This window comes from Klenkia soli, assembly GCF_900103975.1.
GTDB classification, from domain to species: Bacteria; Actinomycetota; Actinomycetes; order Mycobacteriales; family Geodermatophilaceae; genus Klenkia; species Klenkia soli.
Map to the genome: position 1 here is coordinate 133585 of NZ_FNIR01000007.1, position 20698 is coordinate 154282.

General features: G+C 74.1%; 17 protein-coding genes. 2 read left to right on the forward strand and 15 right to left on the reverse strand.

The features are described from left to right. The first annotated feature begins 124 nt into the window (after positions 1 to 124). Entirely contained in the window at positions 125 to 1747 is a 1623-nt protein-coding gene (locus tag BLS67_RS12400) for a pyridoxal phosphate-dependent decarboxylase family protein (RefSeq protein WP_242654033.1), read from the forward strand. Here BLS67_RS12400 and BLS67_RS12405 read toward each other — a convergent pair. The 13 genes from BLS67_RS12405 to BLS67_RS12465 form a co-directional block, all read right to left on the reverse strand. After that, positions 1733 to 2602, reverse strand: a complete 870-nt coding sequence (locus BLS67_RS12405; protein WP_091245341.1) for an acyl-CoA thioesterase — start codon at positions 2600 to 2602, stop codon at positions 1733 to 1735. The genes BLS67_RS12400 and BLS67_RS12405 overlap by 15 nt on opposite strands. Beyond that, positions 2595 to 4010: a pyruvate kinase gene (gene pyk / locus BLS67_RS12410; RefSeq protein WP_091245342.1), complete on the reverse strand. Its 1416-nt coding sequence runs from the start codon at positions 4008 to 4010 to the stop codon at positions 2595 to 2597. Before pyk ends, BLS67_RS12405 begins: the two co-directional genes overlap by 8 nt. Positions 4011 to 4106: 96 nt before the next feature. Next, positions 4107 to 5591, reverse strand: coding sequence for a glutamate synthase subunit beta (locus BLS67_RS12415; protein WP_091245344.1), 1485 nt, complete (start codon positions 5589 to 5591; stop codon positions 4107 to 4109). Continuing rightward, the gene (gltB, locus tag BLS67_RS12420; protein ID WP_091245347.1) at positions 5584 to 10200 is read right to left on the reverse strand and encodes a glutamate synthase large subunit; all 4617 of its coding nucleotides are present in this window, start codon (positions 10198 to 10200) and stop codon (positions 5584 to 5586) included. Before gltB ends, BLS67_RS12415 begins: the two co-directional genes overlap by 8 nt. 392 nt (positions 10201 to 10592) lie before the next feature. Further along, positions 10593 to 11579 carry a prolipoprotein diacylglyceryl transferase gene (lgt, locus tag BLS67_RS12425; RefSeq protein ID WP_091245348.1) on the reverse strand — a complete coding sequence of 329 codons (987 nt, stop codon included), beginning with the start codon at positions 11577 to 11579 and terminating at the stop codon, positions 10593 to 10595. After that, on the reverse strand, positions 11576 to 12391 hold the full coding sequence (trpA, locus tag BLS67_RS12430; RefSeq protein ID WP_091245350.1) for a tryptophan synthase subunit alpha: 816 nt from the start codon (positions 12389 to 12391) through the stop codon (positions 11576 to 11578). Before trpA ends, lgt begins: the two co-directional genes overlap by 4 nt. Further along, positions 12388 to 13746, reverse strand: a complete 1359-nt coding sequence (gene trpB / locus BLS67_RS12435; protein ID WP_242654034.1) for a tryptophan synthase subunit beta — start codon at positions 13744 to 13746, stop codon at positions 12388 to 12390. Before trpB ends, trpA begins: the two co-directional genes overlap by 4 nt. A gap of 23 nt (positions 13747 to 13769) precedes the next feature. Beyond that, positions 13770 to 14579 carry an indole-3-glycerol phosphate synthase TrpC gene (gene trpC, locus BLS67_RS12440; protein ID WP_207500530.1) on the reverse strand — a complete coding sequence of 270 codons (810 nt, stop codon included), beginning with the start codon at positions 14577 to 14579 and terminating at the stop codon, positions 13770 to 13772. A gap of 124 nt (positions 14580 to 14703) precedes the next feature. Continuing rightward, positions 14704 to 15345, reverse strand: coding sequence for a Trp biosynthesis-associated membrane protein (locus tag BLS67_RS12445; RefSeq protein WP_091245352.1), 642 nt, complete (start codon positions 15343 to 15345; stop codon positions 14704 to 14706). Beyond that, positions 15342 to 16841: an anthranilate synthase component I gene (locus BLS67_RS12450; RefSeq protein ID WP_242654035.1), complete on the reverse strand. Its 1500-nt coding sequence runs from the start codon at positions 16839 to 16841 to the stop codon at positions 15342 to 15344. The genes BLS67_RS12445 and BLS67_RS12450 overlap by 4 nt, the downstream gene beginning before the upstream one ends. Beyond that, positions 16828 to 17181 (reverse strand): phosphoribosyl-AMP cyclohydrolase, encoded by a 354-nt coding sequence (gene hisI / locus BLS67_RS12455; RefSeq protein WP_091245355.1) that lies wholly within the window; start codon positions 17179 to 17181, stop codon positions 16828 to 16830. Before hisI ends, BLS67_RS12450 begins: the two co-directional genes overlap by 14 nt. Before the next feature lie 22 nt (positions 17182 to 17203). After that, positions 17204 to 18862 (reverse strand): FAD-binding dehydrogenase, encoded by a 1659-nt coding sequence (locus tag BLS67_RS12460; RefSeq protein WP_091245358.1) that lies wholly within the window; start codon positions 18860 to 18862, stop codon positions 17204 to 17206. 10 nt (positions 18863 to 18872) lie between these two features. After that, on the reverse strand, positions 18873 to 19337 hold the full coding sequence (locus BLS67_RS12465) for a hypothetical protein (RefSeq protein ID WP_091245360.1): 465 nt from the start codon (positions 19335 to 19337) through the stop codon (positions 18873 to 18875). A 61-nt stretch (positions 19338 to 19398) separates the two neighbouring features. Here BLS67_RS12465 and BLS67_RS12470 point away from each other — a divergent pair, with 61 nt between their 5' ends. After that, positions 19399 to 19818, forward strand: a complete 420-nt coding sequence (locus tag BLS67_RS12470; RefSeq protein ID WP_207500531.1) for a cupin domain-containing protein — start codon at positions 19399 to 19401, stop codon at positions 19816 to 19818. Positions 19819 to 19849: 31 nt separating this feature from the next. On the opposite strand, the gene BLS67_RS12475 is transcribed toward BLS67_RS12470, so the two are convergent. Further along, positions 19850 to 20266 (reverse strand): hypothetical protein, encoded by a 417-nt coding sequence (locus BLS67_RS12475; protein ID WP_091245362.1) that lies wholly within the window; start codon positions 20264 to 20266, stop codon positions 19850 to 19852. Further along, entirely contained in the window at positions 20263 to 20670 is a 408-nt protein-coding gene (locus tag BLS67_RS12480) for a hypothetical protein (protein WP_131801727.1), read from the reverse strand. The genes BLS67_RS12475 and BLS67_RS12480 overlap by 4 nt, the downstream gene beginning before the upstream one ends. Positions 20671 to 20698: the final 28 nt, after the last annotated feature.

The window sequence follows — 20698 nt, forward strand, 5'->3', positions numbered from 1 at the left end:
ACGTCCGTCCATGTCGGGTTGCCGGGAGCGTCCCCTCGGGGAGAGGCTCCGCCCCTCCCGTCGGGGGCGCGGCTCCTGCGTCGCCCTGCGGTGGGCTTCGGGCACCTGGCTCTACGGTTGCCTCGTGACTGGGCACATGACACCGGAGCAGTTCCGCGCGCACGGGCACGAGGTGGTGGACTGGGTGGCCGACCACCTGGGGCGGGTGGAGTCGTTGCCCGTGCGGTCGCAGGTCTCGCCGGGCGACGTGCGGGCCCTGCTGCCGGCGTCGGCGCCCGAGCAGGGTGAGGCGTTCGCCGACGTGCTCGCCGACCTCGAGCGGGTCGTCGTCCCGGGGCTGACGCACTGGCAGCACCCCGGGTTCTTCGGGTACTTCCCCGCCAACACCTCCGGGCCCTCCGTGCTCGGCGACCTGGTTAGCTCGGCGCTGGGTGTGCAGGGCATGTCCTGGGTGACCAGCCCGGCCTGCACCGAGCTCGAGCAGCACGTCATGGACTGGTTCGTCGAGCTGCTCGGGCTGCCCGAGGCCTTCACCCACGCCAGCACCGGCGGCGGCGTCGTCCAGGACTCCAGCTCCGGGGCCAACCTGGTCGCCCTCCTCGCCGCCCTGCACCGCGCCACCGGCGGCAGCACCGTGCGCAGCGGCGTCGAGCCCGGCGCCATGACCGTCTACGTCTCGGCCCAGACCCACTCCAGCATGGAGAAGGCCGCCCGGGTGGCCGGCCTGGGCTCCGACGCCGTCCGCGTCGTGCCCGTCGACGGCGACTTCGCCATGCGCCCCGACGAGCTGGCCCGGCGCATCGACTCCGACGTGGCCCGCGGATTCACCCCCGTCCTGGTCTGCGCGACGGCGGGGACGACGTCCACCGGCGCGTTCGACCCGCTGGCGGCCCTGGGCCCGATCTGCCGCGACCGCGGCGTCTGGCTGCACGTCGACGCCGCCTGGGGCGGGGTGTCCGCCGTCGCCCCCGAGCTCCGCCCGCTGCAGGAGGGCGTGGAGTGGGCCGACAGCTACACCACCGACGCGCACAAGTGGCTGCTCACCGGCTTCGACGCCACCCTGTTCTGGGTCGCCGACCGGGCCGCGCTCACCGGCGCCCTGGCGATCCTCCCCGAGTACCTGCGCAACGCGGCCACCGACAGCGGCGCGGTCGTCGACTACCGCGACTGGCAGATCGAGCTCGGTCGCCGGTTCCGGGCGCTGAAGCTGTGGTTCGTCGTCCGCTGGTACGGCGCCGAGGGCCTGCGCGAGCACGTCCGCGGCGCGGTGGCCCTCGCGCAGGAGCTGGCCGGCTGGGTCGGGGCCGACGACCGGTTCGACGTCGTCGCCCCGCACCCGCTGTCGCTGCTGTGCCTCAAGCCGCGGTGGGCCCGCGGGGTGGACGCCGACGTCGCGACCATGACGTTGCTCGAGCGCCTGAACGACGGCGGCGAGGTGTTCCTCACCCACACCACGATCTCCGGCGAGGCCGTGCTCCGGGTGGCCCTGGGCGCCCCGGCCACCGAGCGCCGGCACGTCGAGCGGCTGTGGGCGCTGCTGCGGGAGAACCACGACTGGCTGGCCACCGACTTCGCCGAGGCGGCCGCGACCGCCGAGACCGCGGCCGCCGAGGCCCGGGCCGCCCGCGAGGCGCAGACCCCCGACCCCGTGGAGTTCACCACCGTGCCGGAGGTCGAGAACGCCCCGCGCGAGGATCCCCGCGACGGCTCGGCGGAGGACTCGCGGGAGGACTCAGCCCTCGAGTGAGCGGATGAGGCCCTCCTGGGCCACGGTCGCGACGTGGGTGCCGTCCTCGGCCCAGATCTGGCCCAGGCACATCGCCCGGCCGGCGGACGCCGACGGGCTGTCGGTCTCGTAGAGGAACCACCGGTCGGCGCGCACCGGCCGGTGGAACCAGACCGCGTGGTCGAGGCTGGCGCCCACGTGCTCGCCGCCCCACCCGCCGCCGACCCGGGCCAGCCCGGCCGACAGCAACGTCAGGTCCGAGACGAACGTCAGCGCCGCGGCGTGCACGCCCTCGTCGTCGGGCAGCCGGCCGGTGACCCGGAACCAGCCGCGGCTCTGCGTGTGCGGGGCGACCTTCGGGGCCGGGTCGAAGGGGTCCTCGAGGTACCGCTGCTCGACGGCCACCGCGATCGCCCGGGCCCCGGTCGACCGACCCGGGTGGGCCGCGGTGATCTCGTCGATCCCGGGCAACCCGGCGGGACCCGGGACGTCGGGCATGGCCAGCGAGTGCTGCACCACCGGTCGCTCGCCGCCGGTGAAGTCGGCGGTCAGGGCGAAGATCGCGACGTCCTCGCCCTTGCGGGTCTGGCGGGCCAGCACCCGGCGGGTGCTGAACGTGCGCCCCTCGCGGATGCGGTCGACCTCGAAGCGGATCTCCTCGTGCGGGTCACCCGGGCGCAGGAAGTAGGAGTGCAGCGAGTGCACCCCGCGCCCGGCGGGCACCGTGCGGGTGGCCGCGGTGAGCGCCTGCGCCGCGACCTGGCCGCCGAAGATCCGCTGCAGCGGGGTCTCCGGCGTCCAGCCCACGAACAGATCGGGACCGCGCTCCTCGAGGTCGAGGACCTCGAGGAGCGCGGCGGCGTGCGAGTCAGGCATGCTGGCCGATCTCGTGCACCCGCACCAGGTTGGTCGAGCCCTGGATGTTCGGCGGGGACCCGGCCACGACGACCACCCGGTCACCCTCCTTGAGCCGTCCGATGGACAGCAACGAGAAGTCGACCTGACCCACCATGTCGTCGGTGTGGCCCACCTGCGGCACCAGGAAGGTCTCGACCCCCCACGACAGCGCCATGCGGCTGCGCACCCGGGGGTCGGTGGTGAAGGCCAGGATCGGCAGCCGGGTGTGCAGGGCAGCCAGCCGGCGCACGGTGTCACCGGTCATGGTGAACGCGGCCAACGCGTCGACGTCGAGGGCCTCGCCGACCTCGCGGGCGGCCCGGACGATCGCACCGGACCGCGAGCGGGACTGGCGGACCAGCGCCGGCACGCGCACCTCGTCGGTCTCGACCGCGTCGATGATCCGTTCCATGGTGCGGACGGCGGCGATCGGGAACTTGCCCACCGAGGTCTCCCCCGAGAGCATCACGGCGTCGGCGCCGTCGAGCACGGCGTTGGCGACGTCGGAGGCCTCGGCGCGGGTGGGCCGCGACGAGCTGATCATCGACTCGAGCATCTGCGTGGCGACGATGACCGGCTTGTTGCGCTCGCGGGCGGCCTGCACCGCACGCTTCTGCACCAGCGGCACCTGCTCCAGCGGCAGCTCGACGCCCAGGTCGCCGCGGGCGACCATGATGCCGTCGAAGGCCTCGACGATGGCCTCGAGGTTCTCGACCGCCTCGGGCTTCTCCAGCTTGGCGATCACCGGCAGGTCGACGTCCATCTGGCGCATGACCTCGCGCACCAGCTCGACGTCCTCGGCCCGGCGCACGAACGACAGCGCGATGAAGTCGACGCCGAGGTTGAGGGCGAACCGGAGGTCCTCCTCGTCCTTCTCGCTCATCGCCGGCACGCTGACGGCCACCCCGGGCAGCGACAGGCCCTTGTTGTTGGAGACCTTGCCGCCCTCGAGCACCAGGCACCACACGTCGGGGCCGTCGACCTCGACGACGGTGAGGGCGAGGTTGCCGTCGTCGACGAGCAGCCGGTCGCCCACGCGGGCGTCGTTGGCCAAGTTCTTGTAGGTGGTGCCGACCCGCTCGGCGGTGCCCTCGACGTCCTCGACGGTGATGCACACGCGGGAGCCGGTCTCCCAGACGACCGGGCCGTCGGCGAAGCGGCCCAGCCGGATCTTCGGGCCCTGCAGGTCGGCCAGCACGGCCACGGCGCGACCCACGGCGTCGGAAGCCTGGCGGACCAGGTGGTAGTTGCGCTCGTGGTCGGCGTGCTCGCCGTGGCTGAAGTTCAGCCGGGCGACGTCCATGCCGGACTCGACGAGGGCGGTGATCTGCTCGGCCGAACCCACGGCGGGCCCGAGGGTGCAGACGATCTTGGCGCGACGGCTCATGGCCGCAACGCTAGTGCACCGAGGACGCCCTCCCGACGCCGGGCGACCGGTGTCGGGAGGGCGTTCTCGTAGACGTCCAGGACGTCTCCGCGCAGGTCAGCGCAGTGCGACCGCCGTCGGGGTGATCGGGCGCGGCAGCATGGACGAGCCGGTCAGCCAGGTGTCGACGGCACCGGCCGCCGCCCGGCCCTCGGCGATGGCCCACACGATCAGCGACTGGCCGCGACCCATGTCACCGGCCACGAACACGCCCGGGACCGAGGACATGAACTCCGCGTCGCGCACCACGTTGCCCCGCCCGTCGACGTCGACGCCGAGGCCCTCGACCAGGCCGGCCTTCTGCGCACCCGTGAAGCCCATGGCCAGGAAGACCAGGTCGGCGGGGAGCTCGCGCTCGGTGCCCTCGACCTTGGTGAACTTCCCGTCGACCATCTCGACGTCGTGCACCAGGATCGCCTTGACGTGGCCGGCGCCGTCGTCGACGAACCGCTCGGTGTTGACGGCGTAGATCCGGTCACCGCCCTCCTCGTGGGCCGAGGAGACCCGCAGCACCATCGGGTAGGTCGGCCACGGGTTCTTCGCACCGCGGGACGACGGCGGCTCGGGCATGATCTCCAGCTGCGCCACCGAGGCCGCGCCCTGCCGGTGCGAGGTGCCCAGGCAGTCGGCGCCGGTGTCGCCGCCGCCGATGATGACCACGTGCTTGCCCTCGGCGTTGATCGGCGGGGTGTCCAGCTGGCCCAGGGCCTGCTTGTTGCCGTAGGGCAGGAACTCCATGGCCAGGTGGATGCCGGCCAGCTCGCGGCCCGGCGCCGGCAGGTCGCGGCCGATGGTGGCCCCGCCGGACAGCACGACGGCGTCGTAGTCGGCCCGCAGGGCCTCGACGGTGACGTCGGACCCCTCGGCGCCGACCTCGACCCCGGTGACGAACCGGGTGCCCTCGGCGCGCATCTGGTCCAGCCGGCGGTCCAGGTGGCGCTTCTCCATCTTGAACTCGGGGATACCGTAGCGCATCAGCCCGCCGATGGCGTCGGCGCGCTCGAACACGGTGACCTCGTGCCCGGCCCGGGTCAGCTGCTGGGCGGTGGCCAGCCCGGCGGGACCGGACCCGATGACGGCGACCTTCTTGCCCGACAGCTCGGCCGGGGGCTGCGGCTCGACCCAGCCCTCGGCGAAGGCGCGGTCGATGATCTCGACCTCGACCTGCTTGATGGTCACCGGTGACTCGGTCAGGTTGAGCACGCAGGAGCCCTCGCAGGGCGCCGGGCACAGCCGCCCGGTGAACTCCGGGAAGTTGTTCGTGGCGTGCAGCCGCTCGATCGCCTCGCGCCAGTCGTCGCGGCGCACCAGGTCGTTCCACTCGGGGATGAGGTTCCCGAGCGGGCAGCCGTGGTGGCAGAACGGGATGCCGCAGTCCATGCAGCGCGCGGCCTGCGTGCGCAGCGTGGCCGAGGAGAAGGCCTCCTCGCCGCCGGCCTGGCGCTCGAGGTAGACCTCCTTCCAGTCCCGGATGCGGACGTCGACGGGTCGCCGGGGCGGCGTCGTCCGCTCGAACTTCAGGAATCCGGTGCTGTCAGCCACGAGCTGCCTCCATCACTGCACGGTCGACGTCGTACCCGGCGGCCTCGGCGGCCCGACGGGCCTCCAGGGCGCGGCGGTAGTCCCTGGGCATGATCACGCTGAACCGCTCGGACCAGCGGCCCCAGTCGGCCAGCAGCGAGCTGGCCACGGTGGAACCGGTCTCCTCCCGGTAGCGGGTCAGGGTCTCGCGCAGCCACAGGGAGTCCTCGGTGGACAGCGACTCCACGTCGACCATCTCGCCGTTGACCCGGTGCTTGGCGAGGTCGAGCACGTAGGCGATGCCGCCGCTCATGCCCGCGGCCACGTTGCGGCCGGTCTCGCCCAGGATGATCGCCCGACCGCCGGTCATGTACTCGCAGGCGTGGTCGCCCACGCCCTCGACGATCGCCAGCGCGCCCGAGTTGCGCACGCAGAACCGCTCGCCGACCCGCCCGCGCAGGAAGATCTCCCCGCCGGTGGCGCCGTAGCCGATCACGTTGCCGGCGATGACGGCGTCCTCGGCGGCGAAGCTGGCCGCCAGGTCGGGGCGGACGACGATGCGCCCGCCGGACAGGCCCTTGCCGACGTAGTCGTTGGCGTCGCCGTGCAGCCGCATGGTGATGCCGGCGGGCACGAAGGCCCCGAACGACTGCCCGGCCGACCCCTCGAAGGTGAGGTCGATGGTGCCCTCGGGCAGGCCCTCGCCCCCGAAGCGACGGGTGACCATCGCGCCGAGCATGGTGCCCACCGTGCGGTTCACGTTGCGCACCGGCAGCTGCAGGCTCACCGGACGGGCGTCGAGCAGCGCACCCTCGCAGAGCTGGATCAGCGTCTGGTCCAGCGCGACGTCCAGGCCGTGGTCCTGGCCGCGCATCCGCCGGCGCGGGGCGCCCTCGGGCAGCTCGGGCAGGGCCAGCACCGGCGCCAGGTCGAGACCGGCGGCCTTCCAGTGCTCGACGGCGGCCCGGGTCTCGAGCACCTCGACCTGGCCGACGGCCTCCTCGATCGACCGGAAGCCCAGCTGGGCAAGCAGCCCGCGGACCTGCTCGGCGAGGAACTCGAAGAAGGTCACCACGAACTCGGGCTGGCCGGTGAAGCGCTTCCGCAGCTCGGGGTTCTGGGTGGCCACGCCGACCGGGCAGGTGTCCAGGTGGCAGACGCGCATCATCACGCAGCCGCTGACCACCAGGGGTGCGGTGGCGAAGCCGAACTCCTCACCGCCCAGCAGCGCGGCGATGACGACGTCCCGGCCGGTCTTCATCTGGCCGTCGACCTGCACGGTGATGCGGTCGCGCAGCCCGTTGACCAGCAGCGTCTGCTGGGTCTCGGCCAGCCCGAGCTCCCACGGGGAGCCTGCGTGCTTGAGCGAGGTCAGCGGCGCGGCACCGGTGCCGCCGTCGTGCCCGGAGATCAGGACGACGTCGGCGTGGGCCTTGGAGACACCCGCCGCGACCGTGCCGACCCCGACCTCGGAGACCAGCTTGACGTGCACCCGCGCCTCGTTGTTGGCGTTCTTGAGGTCGTGGATGAGCTGCTTGAGGTCCTCGATCGAGTAGATGTCGTGGTGCGGCGGCGGGGAGATCAGGCCGACCCCGGGCGTGGAGTGCCGGGTGCGGGCCACCCACGGGTAGACCTTCGAGCCGGGCAGCTGCCCGCCCTCGCCGGGCTTGGCACCCTGGGCCATCTTGATCTGGATGTCGTCGGCGTTGACCAGGTACTCGCTGGTCACGCCGAAGCGGCCGCTGGCCACCTGCTTGATCGCCGACCGGCGCAGGTCGCCGTTCTCGTCGGGGGTGAAGCGGTCGGGGTCCTCGCCGCCCTCGCCGGTGTTGGACTTGCCGCCCAGGCGGTTCATCGCGATGGCGAGGGTCTGGTGCGCCTCCTGGGAGATCGAGCCGTAGCTCATCGCCCCGGTGGAGAACCGCTTGACGATCTCGCTGACCGGCTCGACCTCCTCGACCGGCACCGGGGGGCGCAGGCCCTCCTTGAAGCCGAACAGGCCGCGCAGGGTCGAGGCGTCGCGCGAGAGCTGGTCGACGGCGTCGGTGTACTTCTCGAAGACGTCGTACTGCCGCGAGCGGGTGGCGTGCTGCAGCAGGAAGACGGTCTCGGGGTTGAAGAGGTGGATCTCGCCCTCGCGGCGCCACTGGTACTCACCACCCACGGTGAGCTTGCGGTGCGCGACCTCGGTCGGGTTGGACGGGTAGGCGCGGCGGTGGCGCATGGCCACCTCCTCGGCCAGGACGTCCAGACCGACGCCGCCCAGGGTCGACGAGGTGCCGGTGAAGTACTTCTCCACGAGGTCGTGCGAGAGGCCGACGGCCTCGAAGATCTGGGCCATCGTGTACGAGCCGACGGTGCTGATGCCCATCTTGCTCATGACCTTCAGGACGCCCTTGCCCATGGCCTTGACCACGTTGCGCACGGCCTGGGCCGGCTGCACGCCGGTGAGCAGGCCGTCGCGGATGAGGTCCTCGACGCTCTCGAAGGCCAGGTAGGGGTTCACCGCGGCCGCGCCGTAGCCCAGCAGCAGCGCGACGTGGTGCACCTCGCGGCAGTCGCCGGACTCGACGACCAGGCCGACCTCCATGCGGGTGCGCTCGCGCACCAGGTGGTGGTGGACCGCGGCCGTCATCAGCAGCGACGGGATCGGCGCGCGCTGCTCGTCGCAGTCGCGGTCGGACAGCACGATCACCCGGGCGCCGGCCGCGATGGCCTTGCTGACCTTGGTCTGCAGGTCGCTGATCGCCTTCTCCAGCGCCGCGCCGCCGCCGTTGACGTCGAAGTGGCCGGTGATGCGCACCGCGGCGAAGCCCGGCAGGTCGCCGTCGTCGTCGATGTGCAGGATCTTGGCCAGCTCGTCGTTGTCGATGACCGGGAACGGCAGCACGACCTGCCGGCAGGAGGCCGGGACGGCCTCGAGCAGGTTGCCCTCGGGGCCGAAGGTGCGGCCCAGGCTGGTCACCAGCTCCTCGCGGATGGCGTCCAGCGGCGGGTTGGTCACCTGCGCGAAGAGCTGGTTGAAGTAGTCGTAGAGCAGCCGCGAGCGGTCGCTCAGCGCGGCGACCGGGGTGTCGGTGCCCATCGAGCCGATCGGCTCGGCCCCGCTGGCGGCCATCGGCTGCAGCAGGATGCGCAGCTGCTCCTCGGTGTAGCCGAACAGCAGCTGACGGCGGACGACGGACTCGTGGCTGGGCCGCGAGCGGCGACGCTCGGGCAGCGAGGGCAGGTGGATCAGCCCGGCGTGCAGCCAGTCGTCGTAGGGGTGCTCGGCGGCCAGGGCGCCCTTGACCTCGTCGTCGGAGATCATGCGGCCCTGGGCGGTGTCCAGCAGGAACATGCGGCCGGGCTTGAGCCGGCCCTTGGCGACGACGTCGGCGGCCGGGATGTCCAGCACGCCGACCTCCGACGCCAGGACGACCACGTCGTCCTTGGTGCGCCACCAGCGGCCCGGGCGCAGCCCGTTGCGGTCGAGGACGGCGCCGATGAGCGTGCCGTCGGTGAAGCAGACGCAGGCCGGCCCGTCCCAGGGCTCCATGACCGCGGAGTGGAAGCGGTAGAACGCCCGGCGGGCGGCGTCCATCTCGGCGTGGTTCTCCCACGCCTCGGGGATCATCATCAGCACCGCGTGCGGCAGCGAGCGGCCCGACAGGTGCAGCAGCTCGAGCACCTCGTCGAAGGTGGCCGAGTCGCTGAAGTCGCCGGCGGTGAGCGGGAAGATCCGCTCCAGGCCGAGCTCGGACGCCGGGCCGGCGGGCCCGTCGAACAGGTCGGTGTGCAGCTTGGCCTCGCGGGCCCGCATGCGGTTGCGGTTGCCCTTGATGGTGTTGATCTCGCCGTTGTGCGCGATGGCGCGGAACGGGTGGGCCAGCGGCCAGCTCGGGAAGGTGTTCGTCGAGAACCGGCTGTGCACCAGCGCGATCGCCGAGATGTAGCGCTCGTCGGTCAGGTCCGGGAAGAACGCGGGCAGCTGGTCGGTGGTCAGCATGCCCTTGTAGGTGATGGTGCGGGAGCTCAGCGAGGCGAAGTACAGCGAGCTGCCGGCCTCGGTCGCCGCGCGCTCGGCCCGCTTGCGCAGCACGAAGGCGCGCCGCTCCAGGCGGGTCACGCCGTGGCTGGTGGTGGCCCCGCCGAAGGCGGTCGCGTCGGCGCGGGCCGCGGTGGCCTCGGCGACGAACAGCTGGGCGAAGTGCGGCATGACCGCCAGCGCGGTGGGGCCGATGTCGGCACCCTGCGGGTCGATGGGCAGCTCGCGCCACCCCAGGACGACCAGGCCCTCCTGCTGGGCGATCGTGGCGATCTCCTGCTCGAGGGCGGCGCGGGCCGCGGCGTCCTGCGGCAGGAAGGCCACGCCGACGGCGTACTCCCCCAGCGGCGGCAGGTCGAAGCCGGCCTCGGCCCGCAGCAGGGCGTCGGGGACCTGGGTCAGGATGCCCGCGCCGTCGCCGGAGTTGGGCTCGGAGCCCGCGGCACCGCGGTGGTCGAGGTTGTGCAGGGCGGTGAGGCCCATGGCCACGATCGACCGGGAGCGGCGGCCCTGGGCGTCGGCCACGAAGGCGACACCGCAGGCGTCGTGCTCGTTGGCCGGGTCGTAGAGCCCGCTGGCCGCCGGGACCGAGGAGAAGGGCACCGCGGTCCCGGGACGAGCCGCGGTGGGAGCGAGATCCTGGTTCGGCGTGCTGGAGGTGGACATGTCACTCCCGTCGAACGGCTGTCCCTCCGCGTCCGGCGGGCCGGAGCGGGGGCGGGGGCCCGAGGGGCCCGGCCGGGTGGTGGTCAGGGGCAGGCTGGGGGCTGGCGCACCGGGTGGTTCGGTGGTTCGGACGGCGTCGGCTGGGTGGCCGGTTCGCCGGAGCTCTCGCGCACCGCGGGTGGTGCACCCGCGGGTTGTCGTGGCGCGGGGCGTCAGTGGCCCGGTTCCGACGTCGGCTGACCACCCGGGATCTCCGGGTGGCTGCGCGCCGAGAGTACACAGAACCGTCCCGGCTCCGACACGCCCGAGCGGTGAGGCGAACGTCTCGTTCAGGCCTCGTCGGAGCGTCTGTCGTCCGTGCCGGCCCGGGTCGTGCCGGACGCGCCCGGCTCGGTCTCGACCACGGCCTGCGCCGTCTCCGGGGTCGTCGGCGCCGGCTCCGCCGCGGCCGCGGCGGCCTCGGCGGCCGCGGCGGCCTCCGCGCCCCGCGTGAGCTGCTCACGGGGGCGGCCGCGCTGCCAGACCAGGTAGGCCACGGCGGCGAGGCCGACGACGATCGCGGTGAAGACGTTGAGCCGGACGCCGAAGAACCGCTCGGCGGTGTCGATGCGGAGCATCTCGATCCAGCCGCGGCCCAGGCAGTAGGCCGCCACGTAGAGCGCGAAGGCCCGGCCGTGCGAGAGCCGGAACCGGCGGTCGGCCCAGACCACGACGGCCGCCGCGGCCAGGTTCCACAGCAGCTCGTAGAGGAAGGTGGGCTGGAACGTGGCGAACTGCTCGTAGCCCTCGGGCCGGAACCGCGGTGCGATCTCCAGACCCCAGGGCAGGGAGGTCGGCCCGCCGAAGAGCTCCTGGTTGAAGTAGTTCCCCAGCCGGCCGACCGCCTGGGCGACGAGCAGGCCCGGGGCCAGGGCGTCGGCGAAGACCGGCAGCGGGATGCCGCGGCGCCGGCAGGCGATCCAGGCCCCCACCCCGCCCAGGGCGATGGCGCCCCAGATGCCCAGGCCGCCCTCCCAGATGTACAGCGCCCGCACCGGGTCGCCGTTCTCGCCCCAGTAGGGCTCGGGGGTGGTGATCACGTGGTAGAGCCGGCCGCCGACGATGCCGAAGGGCACGGCCCACACGGCGATGTCCAGCACGTCGCCGGGGGCCCCGCCGCGGGCCACGAACCGCTTCTCGGTCAGCCACGCGGCCAGCACGATGCCGGCGATGATGCACAGCGCGTAGGCCCGCAGCGGGAACGGGCCCAGGTGCCAGACCCCCTGGGCCGGGCTCGGGATCGAGGCGAGCAGCTGGGTGGACAGGTCGGCGGTCACCGGCGGCGCACCCCCGCCGCGAGGTCCTCGGACAGCGCCCGCACCCCGGCCGGCCCGTGCCCGTCGAGCAGCTGGCGCACGTAGGCCGAGCCGACGATGACGCCGTCGGCGAACCCCGCGACCTCGGCGGCCTGGTCGCCGTCGCTGACCCCGAGGCCGACGCAGACGGCCAGGTCGGGATCGGCCTCGCGGGTGCGGGCGACCAGGGTCTGCGCGGTGCCGCCGACCGTGGCCCGGGTACCGGTGACGCCCATGGTGGAGGCGGCGTAGACGAAGCCGCGGCAGGCGGCCAGGGTCATGGCCAACCGGGCGTCGGTGGACGACGGCGCGACCAGGAACACCCGGTCCAGCCCGGCGGCGTCGCTGGCGGCGATCCACGGGCCGGCCTCGTCGGGGACCAGGTCGGGGGTGATCGCCCCGGCTCCCCCGGCCGCGGCCAGGTCGGCGGCGAAGCGGTCGACGCCGTAGCGCTCGATCGGGTTCCAGTAGCTCATCACCACGGGGACGGCCCCGGCGGCGGCGACCGCGGACACCGCGGAGAGGACGTCGGCCATGCCCACCCCGGCCCGGACGGCGACGTCCACGGCCTCCTGGATGGTGGGGCCGTCCATGCCGGGGTCGGAGTAGGGCACCCCGATCTCCACGACGTCCGCCCCGCCCTCGACCGCGGCCACCATCGCCTCGATCGACGTGGGGACGTCGGGGTAGCCGACCGGCAGGTAGGCGATCAGCGCGGACCGGCCCTCGGCCACGGCCGCGCCGATGCGTTCCTCGAGCTGCGAGCTCGTGGGGTGGCTGGGCGGGACGGTCACAGCGCGTCCCCGTCCTGCACGGTGGTGTCGTCGGCGTCGCCCAGCGGCGGGCCGGGCTCGGCGCCGCGGCCGGCCTCGACCGCCCGCTCGTCGTCGTCGGTGGGGGCGGTGTGCTCGGCCATGCCGAACCAGGCGCTGGCGGTCTCGACGTCCTTGTCGCCGCGCCCGGACAGGTTGACCAGCAGCAGGGAGTCCGGGCCCAGCTCGCGGCCCAGGGCGATCGCCCCGGCGAGGGCGTGGGCGCTCTCGATCGCCGGGATGATGCCCTCGGTGCGGCAGAGCAGCGCGAAGGCCTCCATGGCCTGGCTGTCGGTCACCGGCCGGTACTCGGCCCGGCCGATGTCGTGCAGGTAGCTGTGCTCGGGGCCGACCCCGGGGTAGTCCAGCCCGGCCGAGATCGAGTGCGACTCGATGGTCTGCCCGTTCGCGTCCTGCAGCAGGTAGGAGCGCGCCCCGTGCAGCACGCCGGGGTCGCCGCCGGTGATCGAGGAGGCGTGCCGGCCGGTCTCGACGCCGTCGCCGCCGGCCTCCAGTCCCACCAGCCGCACGCCCTCGTCGGGCACGAACGCGGTGAAGATGCCGATCGCGTTGGACCCGCCGCCGACGCAGGCGAGGACCGCGTCGGGCAGCCGACCCTCGCGCTCGAGGACCTGGGCGCGGGCCTCGTCGCCGATGACCCGCTGGAAGTCGCGGACCATCGCGGGGAACGGGTGCGGGCCGGCGACGGTGCCGAACACGTAGTTCGTGGTCCCGACGTTGGTGACCCAGTCGCGGAAGGCCTCGTTGATGGCGTCCTTGAGGGTGCGGGAGCCGGTGGTGACCGGGATGACCTCGGCGCCGAGCAGGCGCATGCGGGCCACGTTGAGGGCCTGCCGGCGGGTGTCCTCCTCGCCCATGTAGATGGTGCAGTCCAGCCCCATCAGGGCCGCGGCGGTGGCGGTGGCGACGCCGTGCTGGCCGGCACCGGTCTCGGCGATGACCCGCTGCTTGCCGATGCGCTTGGTCAGCAGCGCCTGGCCCAGCACGTTGTTGATCTTGTGGGACCCGGTGTGGTTGAGGTCCTCGCGCTTGAGCAGCACCCGGGCACCGCCGCAGTGCTCGGCGAACCGGGGCACCTCGGTGATCGGTGAGGGCCGGCCGGTGTAGTCGCGGTGCAGCCGCTCGAACTCGACCAGGAAGACGGGGTCGACCCGCATGGCCTCGTAGGCCTCGGACAGCTCGTCGAGGGCAGCGATCAGGGCCTCGGGCACGAACCGGCCGCCGTAGGGACCGAAGTGGCCGGTCGCGTCGGGCCACTCCGGGCGCGGCCGGGTCAGGCTCGCGTCGGGCGGGGGCACGGGGGCGGTGGTGGTCACCGCCCCAGTTTCCCCCGGCGCCGTCAGCGTGCGGCGCGGGGGGTGGCGGGGTGGGAGCCGGCGGTGACCAGGTCGGCGACGGCCTGCCGGGCGTCGGGGGCGGTGACCAGACCCTCGCCCACCAGCACGGCGTCCGCCCCGGCGCCGGCGTACTTGATCAGGTCGCGCGGCCCGCGGACGCCGGAGGCGGCCACCTTGACGACCTCGGTGGGCAACCCGGGGGCGATCCGCTCGAAGGTCTCGTGGTGCATCTCGAGGGTGGTGAGGTCGCGGGCGTTGACCCCGATCACCGAGGCACCGGCCTCCAGCGCCCGGGAGGCCTCGGCCTCGGTGTGCACCTCGACCAGCCCGGTCATGCCCAGGGACTCGATGCGCTCGAGCAGCCCGACCAGCGCGTTCTGCTCGAGGGCACCCACGATGAGCAGGACGACGTCGGCGCCGATCGCCCGGGCCTCGTGCACCTGGTAGCTGGAGACGATGAAGTCCTTGCACAGCACCGGGACGTCGACCGCGGCCCGCACCGCGGCGAGGTCGGCCTGGCTGCCGTGGAACCGGCGGCGCTCGGTGAGCACGCTGATCACCCGGGCACCCCCGTCGGCGTACCGGACGGCGAGCGAGGCGGGGTCCTCGATGCGCGCCAGCTCGCCCTTGGAGGGGCTGGTGCGCTTGACCTCGGCGATGACGCCGACGCCGGGGGCCCGGAGGGCGGCGAGGGCGTCCAGGGCCGGGCGGGCGTCGCGGGCGGCGGCCTGCACCTCGGCCAGCGGCAGGGCCGCCTGGCGGGCGGCGACGTCCTCGCGGACGCCGGCGACGATGTCCATCAGGACGTTCACGACCGGGCGCTCCGGGTCTCGACTGCGTTGATCATCAGGCTGGCTCCCTCACCGGTCGGATCGGTGTGGACACCATAGAGAGGTCGGCGGACCCGCGGCGCGGCCGGGTGCCGACCCCCGGGGGTCATCGGGGGGCTCCGTCGTCGTCGGTGGGGTCGGTGCCGCCGTCCAGCGCCTTCCAGGCCGCCTGGTGCCGGTCCTCGGCCGACTCAGGCCGCTGACGGCGGACCGGGGCCGCCGCGCCGGTGCCGGTGCCCGCGCCGGTGCGCTGGTAGCGCTGGCCCATGCCCGGCCAGCCCCGGCCGCGCAGGACCACCAGCACGCCGGCCAGGACGCCGAGCACCCCGGCGACGAGGGCGAGGACCGGCCAGCCCGCGACGGCGCGGACGGCGACCTCGGCGTCACCCAGGCCCACCTGCGTACCCAGGTCACCGGGGTCGACGTCGACCGAGCCGACCAGCGCGCGGACCCCGGACACCGCGACCGTCGCGCCCGCGACGAGCAGGACGACGCCCAGCACGGTGCGCCCCCACCCGCGCAGGGCGACGAGCGCGACCGCGGCGGACAGCAGCAGCAGTCCGCAGGCCGGGACCAGCGGGGCGAGGGTGCTGCCGGTGAGGACGGCGGCCACCGGCGGCAACGGCGCCTGGCGGGTGACGGTGACGTCGGCCCAGGCCTGACCACCGGAGGAGAGCGCCAGGCCACCGCCGGCCGCGCAGAGCAGGATCGCGAGGGTCAGCTCGCGCCGCGGGTCCGTCGCCCTCACAGCTCGCGCAGCCCCTCGGCGGTGGCGATGGCCGAGAGCACGGCGCGCGCCTTGTGCCGGGTCTCGGCCTCCTCGGCGGCGGCGTCGCTGTCGGCCACGACACCGGCCCCGGCCTGGACGTGGGCGGTGCCGTCGTGCAGCACCGCCGTGCGGATGGCGATGGCCATGTCCATGTCGCCGCTGGCGTCGAGGTAGCCGACCGTGCCGGCGTAGAGCGCCCGGCGGGTCGGCTCGAGGGACTCGATGACCTCCATGGCCCGCGGCTTGGGCGCCCCGGACACCGTGCCGGCCGGGAAGGTCGCGTCGAACACGTCGAGGGCGTCGCGACCGGGCTCGACCTGCCCGGCGACCGTGGACACCAGGTGCATGACGTGGCTGTACCGCTCGACCCGCATGAAGTCGGCGACCTCCACGGAGCCCGGCACGCAGACCCGGCCCAGGTCGTTGCGCGCCAGGTCGACCAGCATCACGTGCTCGGCCCGCTCCTTGGGGTCGGCCAGCAGCTCCGACGTGAGCCGGGCGTCCTCCTCGGGGGTGCCCCCGCGGGGACGGGTCCCGGCCGGCGGGTGCACGACCGCGTGGTCGCCGGTGACGGTGACCAGCGCCTCGGGCGAGGAGCCGACGACGTCGAAGGGCGACTCGCGCCCGGCGAAGCGCAGCAGGTACATGTACGGCGAGGGGTTCGACGCCCGCAGCACCCGGTAGAGGTCCAGCGCGTCGACGTCGGTGGGCCGGCTGAACCGCTGGGCCAGCACGGTCTGGAAGACGTCGCCGGCGCGCACGTGCTCGCGCACGGCCTCCACCCCGGCCTGGTACTCCCCCGGCGCCATGTTGCTGGTGACCCGGTCGTAGACGGTCGCGGGGTCGGCGGTGACCAGCTCGGCCACCCCGGGCGGGGACGCCTGGGTGAGGGCCTGGGCCATGGCGTCCAGGCGGGCCACGGCGTCCGCGTAGGCCTCGCGCGTGGTGGCGAAGGCGTTGGCGATCAGCAGCACCGTGGCGTCGTGGTGGTCGAGGACGGCGAGGTCGGTGACCAGCGTCATCGCCAGCTCGGGCATGCCCAGGTCGTCGACCGCGGTCTCGGGCAGCCGCTCGAGGCGCCGGACGACGTCGTACCCCAGGTAGCCGACCAGGCCGCCGGTCAGCGGCGGCAGCCCGGGCGCCCGCGGGGTGCGCAGCCGCCGGGCCAGCGCGCGGACGGCGGCCAGCGGGTCGTCGGGCAGGTCGTCGGTGAACCCGGGCAGGTGGTCGCCGAGCCAGTGGGTGCGGCCGGCCACCTCGGTGAGCACCCCGGCGCTGCGCACGCCGACGAAGCTGTACCGGGACCACTGCTTGCCCTGCTCGGCCGACTCCAGCAGCACGGTGCCCGCCCGGTTGCCGGCCAGCTTGCGGTACACGCCGACCGCGGTCTCGGAGTCGGCCAGCAGCCGGCGGACCACCGGGACGACGGGGCCGGCGCCCAGCTGCTCGAACGGGGTCGTCTCACCCAGCCGCACGGGACACCTCGATGCCGGTGAAGAAGCAGCTGGGGTGGCCGGTGTGGCATGCGGCACCGGTCTGGTCGACGAGCAGCAGCAGCGCATCGCCGTCGCAGTCGACCCGGACCTCGTGCACGTGCTGGGTGTGGCCGGAGGTCTCGCCCTTCACCCAGTACTCCTGCCGGCTCCGCGACCAGTAGGTCGCCCGCTGCGTGGTCAGGGTGCGGCGCAGCGCTTCGCGGTCCATCCAGGCCAGCATCAGGACGTCGCCGGACTCCCGGGCCTGGACCACCGCGGGCACGAGGCCGTCGGCGTTGAACTGGAGCAGCGCTTCGATGTGGGGCGGGAACTCGGGCACGCCGTCAGTCTCCCAGCAGCGGCTACAGGGCCGCGGCGACCGCCCTGCCCGCCGTGCGGCCCGAGAACAGGCACCCGCCCAGGAAGGTGCCCTCCAGCGACCGGTAGCCGTGCATGCCGCCGCCGCCGAACCCGGCGATCTCCCCCGCGGCGTACAGGCCCGGGAAGACCGCGCCGCCGGGCTGCAGGACCCGGCCGGACAGGTCGGTCTCGAGCCCGCCGAGGGTCTTGCGGGTGAGCAGGTTGAGCCGGACGGCGATCAACGGCCCGTTCGCGGGGTCGAGCATCCGGTGCGGGGGGACGACGCGGATCAGCTTGTCGCCGAGGAACCTTCGGGCGGCCCGGATCGCGGTGACCTGGCCGTCCTTGCTGAAGGTGTTGGCCATCTCGCGGTCCCGGGCCACGATCTCGGCCTCGACGACGGCGGCGTCCAGCCGCGGGGTGCCGCCGGTGATGCGGTTCATGCCCTCGACCAGCTCGGCCACCGACGTCGCCGTGACGAAGTCGACGCCCTTGTCCAGGAAGGCCTGCACGGGGGCCGGCGCACCGGGACGTACGCGGGAGAGCAGGAGCTTGAGGTCCTTGCCGGTGAGGTCGGGGTTCTGCTCGGACCCGGAGAGGGTGAACTCCTTCTCCACGATCTTCTGGTCGAGCACGAACCAGGTGTGCTCGTGGCCGGTCGTGCCGATGTGCGCCAGGGTGCCGAGGGTGTCGAACCCGGGGTAGAGGGGCACCGGCAGCCGCCTGCCGGTGGCGTCCAGCCACAGCGACGACGGCCCGGGCAGGATCCGGATGCCGTGCCTGGCCCAGATGGGGTCCCAGTTCTCGACGCCCTCGGTGTAGTGCCACATGCGGTCGGGGTTGACCACGCTGGCGCCGGCCGCCTCGGTGGCCAGCAGCATCGAGCCGTCGACGTGCGCCGGGACGCCGGACAGCAGCCGCTGCGGCACCGGCCCCAGCCGGGCCGGCCAGTTCTTCCGGACCAGGTCGTGGTTGGCCCCGATGCCACCACCGGCGACGACGACGGCCTGGGCGGACAGCTCGAACTCCCCCGTGGACGTGCGGGACGTCGCCTCGCCGCGGGGCGCGTCGCTGGGCTCGAGGACCTCGCCGCGGACGCCGGTCACCGCGCCGTCGGCCACGACCAGCCCGGTGACCCGGTGCCGGGGCCGGAACTCGACCAGCCCGCTGGCCATCGCCGCCCGCACCCGGCGCTCGAACGGCGCGACGACGCCGGGCCCGGTGCCCCAGGTGACGTGGAACCGCGGCACCGAGTTGCCGTGCCCGGTGGCGGTGTAGCCCCCGCGCTCGGCCCATCCGACGACCGGGAAGAACCGCACCCCCTGCTCGTGCAGCCAGGCGCGCTTCTCCCCGGCCGCGAACTGCAGGTAGGCCTCGGCCCACTGCCGCGGCCAGTGGTCCTCGGCCCGGTCGAAACCGGCGGTGCCGAACCAGTCCTGGCGGGCCAGCTCGAGCGAGTCGTGCACCCGCAGCCGGCGCTGCTCCGGGGAGTCGACCAGGAACAGCCCGCCGAAGCTCCAGAACGCCTGGCCGCCCAGGTTCTGCTCGGGCTCGGCGTCGAGCAGCAGCACCCGCTTGCCGGCGTCGGCGAGCTCGGCGGTGGCGACCAGGCCGGCCAGACCGGCCCCCACCACGATGACGTCGGCCGTGTCGGTGCTCACGCCTGCGAGGCTAGCCCGAGGTCCAGCCCCGCACCGGCGCCCGGCAGGCCAGGACCAGTGCGCCGAGCGGTCCGACGGTCATGACCACGGCCCACCACGTCTCGCTGCCCGCGCCCAACGAGCCGAACAGCACGGCGATCGCCAGCAGCACCAGCAACGACAGCGTGCTGCCGACCGCGAGCACCAGCCAGCCCCGCCACCGGCCCAGGACGACCAGCACCGCCCCGACCACGCAGACCACGCCCAGCCCGGCCAGCACGGCGACCGGCCAGACCGGGACGGTGTCGAACCCGGCGTCGGGGTCCACCAGCAGCCAGGCCAGGTAGCCCATCTCGACCGCGGCCAGCACGCCGAAGACCGCCGCGAATGGCGCCAGCAGCGGCCGGGTCGGGAGCAGCGGGGCCCGGCCGGCCGCCGGCCGGGCGGCGCGCGGGGAGCGGCGCACCTGCGCGGTGGGTCGCGACTGCTTCGCCATGCCGGGGAGGGTAGGACGAGCACCGCGAGTGATCCACATCGGATCGGGGCAAGGACCCGGCATGGCAGCCAAGGACAGCAAGAGCACGATCGTCCACTTCGACATCGCGACCGTGGCCGAGAAGAGCGGCGACTTCCGCCGGGTGCTCTGGACCGGCGAGCACTCCCAGCTGGTGATCATGACGATCCCGCCGGGCGGGGAGATCGGAGAGGAGGTGCACGACGAGAACGACCAGATCCTCAGCTTCGTCAGCGGCGTCGGCAAGGCCGTGATCGAGGGCTCCACGAAGACGGTCAAGCCGGGGGACATCGTGGTCGTCCCCGCCGGCACCAAGCACAACTTCGTCAACGACGGCCCCAACCCGTGGGTGCTCTACACCGTGTACGGCCCGGCCGACCACGCCGACGGTGCGGTGCACCGCACCAAGGAGGAGGCCGACGAGCTCGAGGAGTCCGGGCAGGACGAGCCGCCGACCAGCTGATCCACCGGTCCTGACCCCGCACCGAGCGGGGTCAGGACCCCGGCGCCCCGGCCACCCAGCTGCCGGCCGACGGGGTGAGGGCGGCGGCGAGCACGCCGGCCGACCAGGCCGCCACCAGCCAGCCCAGGGTCGGGCTGCCGACCACCGTCAGCACCACCACGGCCCCGGCCAGCCCGAGCACCGCGGCGACGACGAGCAACCAGCGCTGGTGCCGGGCCCGCAGCGCGACCAGACCGGCCAGCGCCAGGAACAGGTGCACCGCGACGCCCGCGACCAGGGACCACCCCACGCCGGGCACGCCGAACTCGGCCTCCCGCAGCTGCGAGCCGGCGGTCACCAGGAGCGCGAGCAGCAGCGTGAGCACGCCGCCCACCCAGACCAGCACGGTGGCCGCGGTGACCGACCCCGGGACGCCGGGGCGCGGTGCGTCCGCTCGCGGGTCCGTCACCCGCGGGCGGCCCGGCGGGCGGCGACCCAGGCGCGCACCTGGGGCAGCGACGCGAAGACCGCGGCCAGCGCGGGCCCGGCGGCCAGGGTGACGATCGACCCCAGGTCGTCCTCGGCGGCGCCGTCGACGACGGCGTACAGCACGAGCGCGAGGGTGGCGACCGCCCCGACGACCAGCACCTTCCACGACCGGCCGGCCAGCAGCAGGACGACGCCGACCAGCACGACCAGGAAGGCCACCGCCGGGACCGCGCCGAGCACGGCTCCGCGCCAGTCCTCGTACCCCAGCGACAGCAGGCCCACGAAGACCGCGAAGAAGGCCACCGGCAGGGCGCCGAGCAGGCCGCAGAGGGCGGCCACCCCCGCGGGGATCGGCGGGACCTTGCGCACGGGGACCTCGGTCATGGCGGCACGGTAGCGGCGGCGCGCGGCC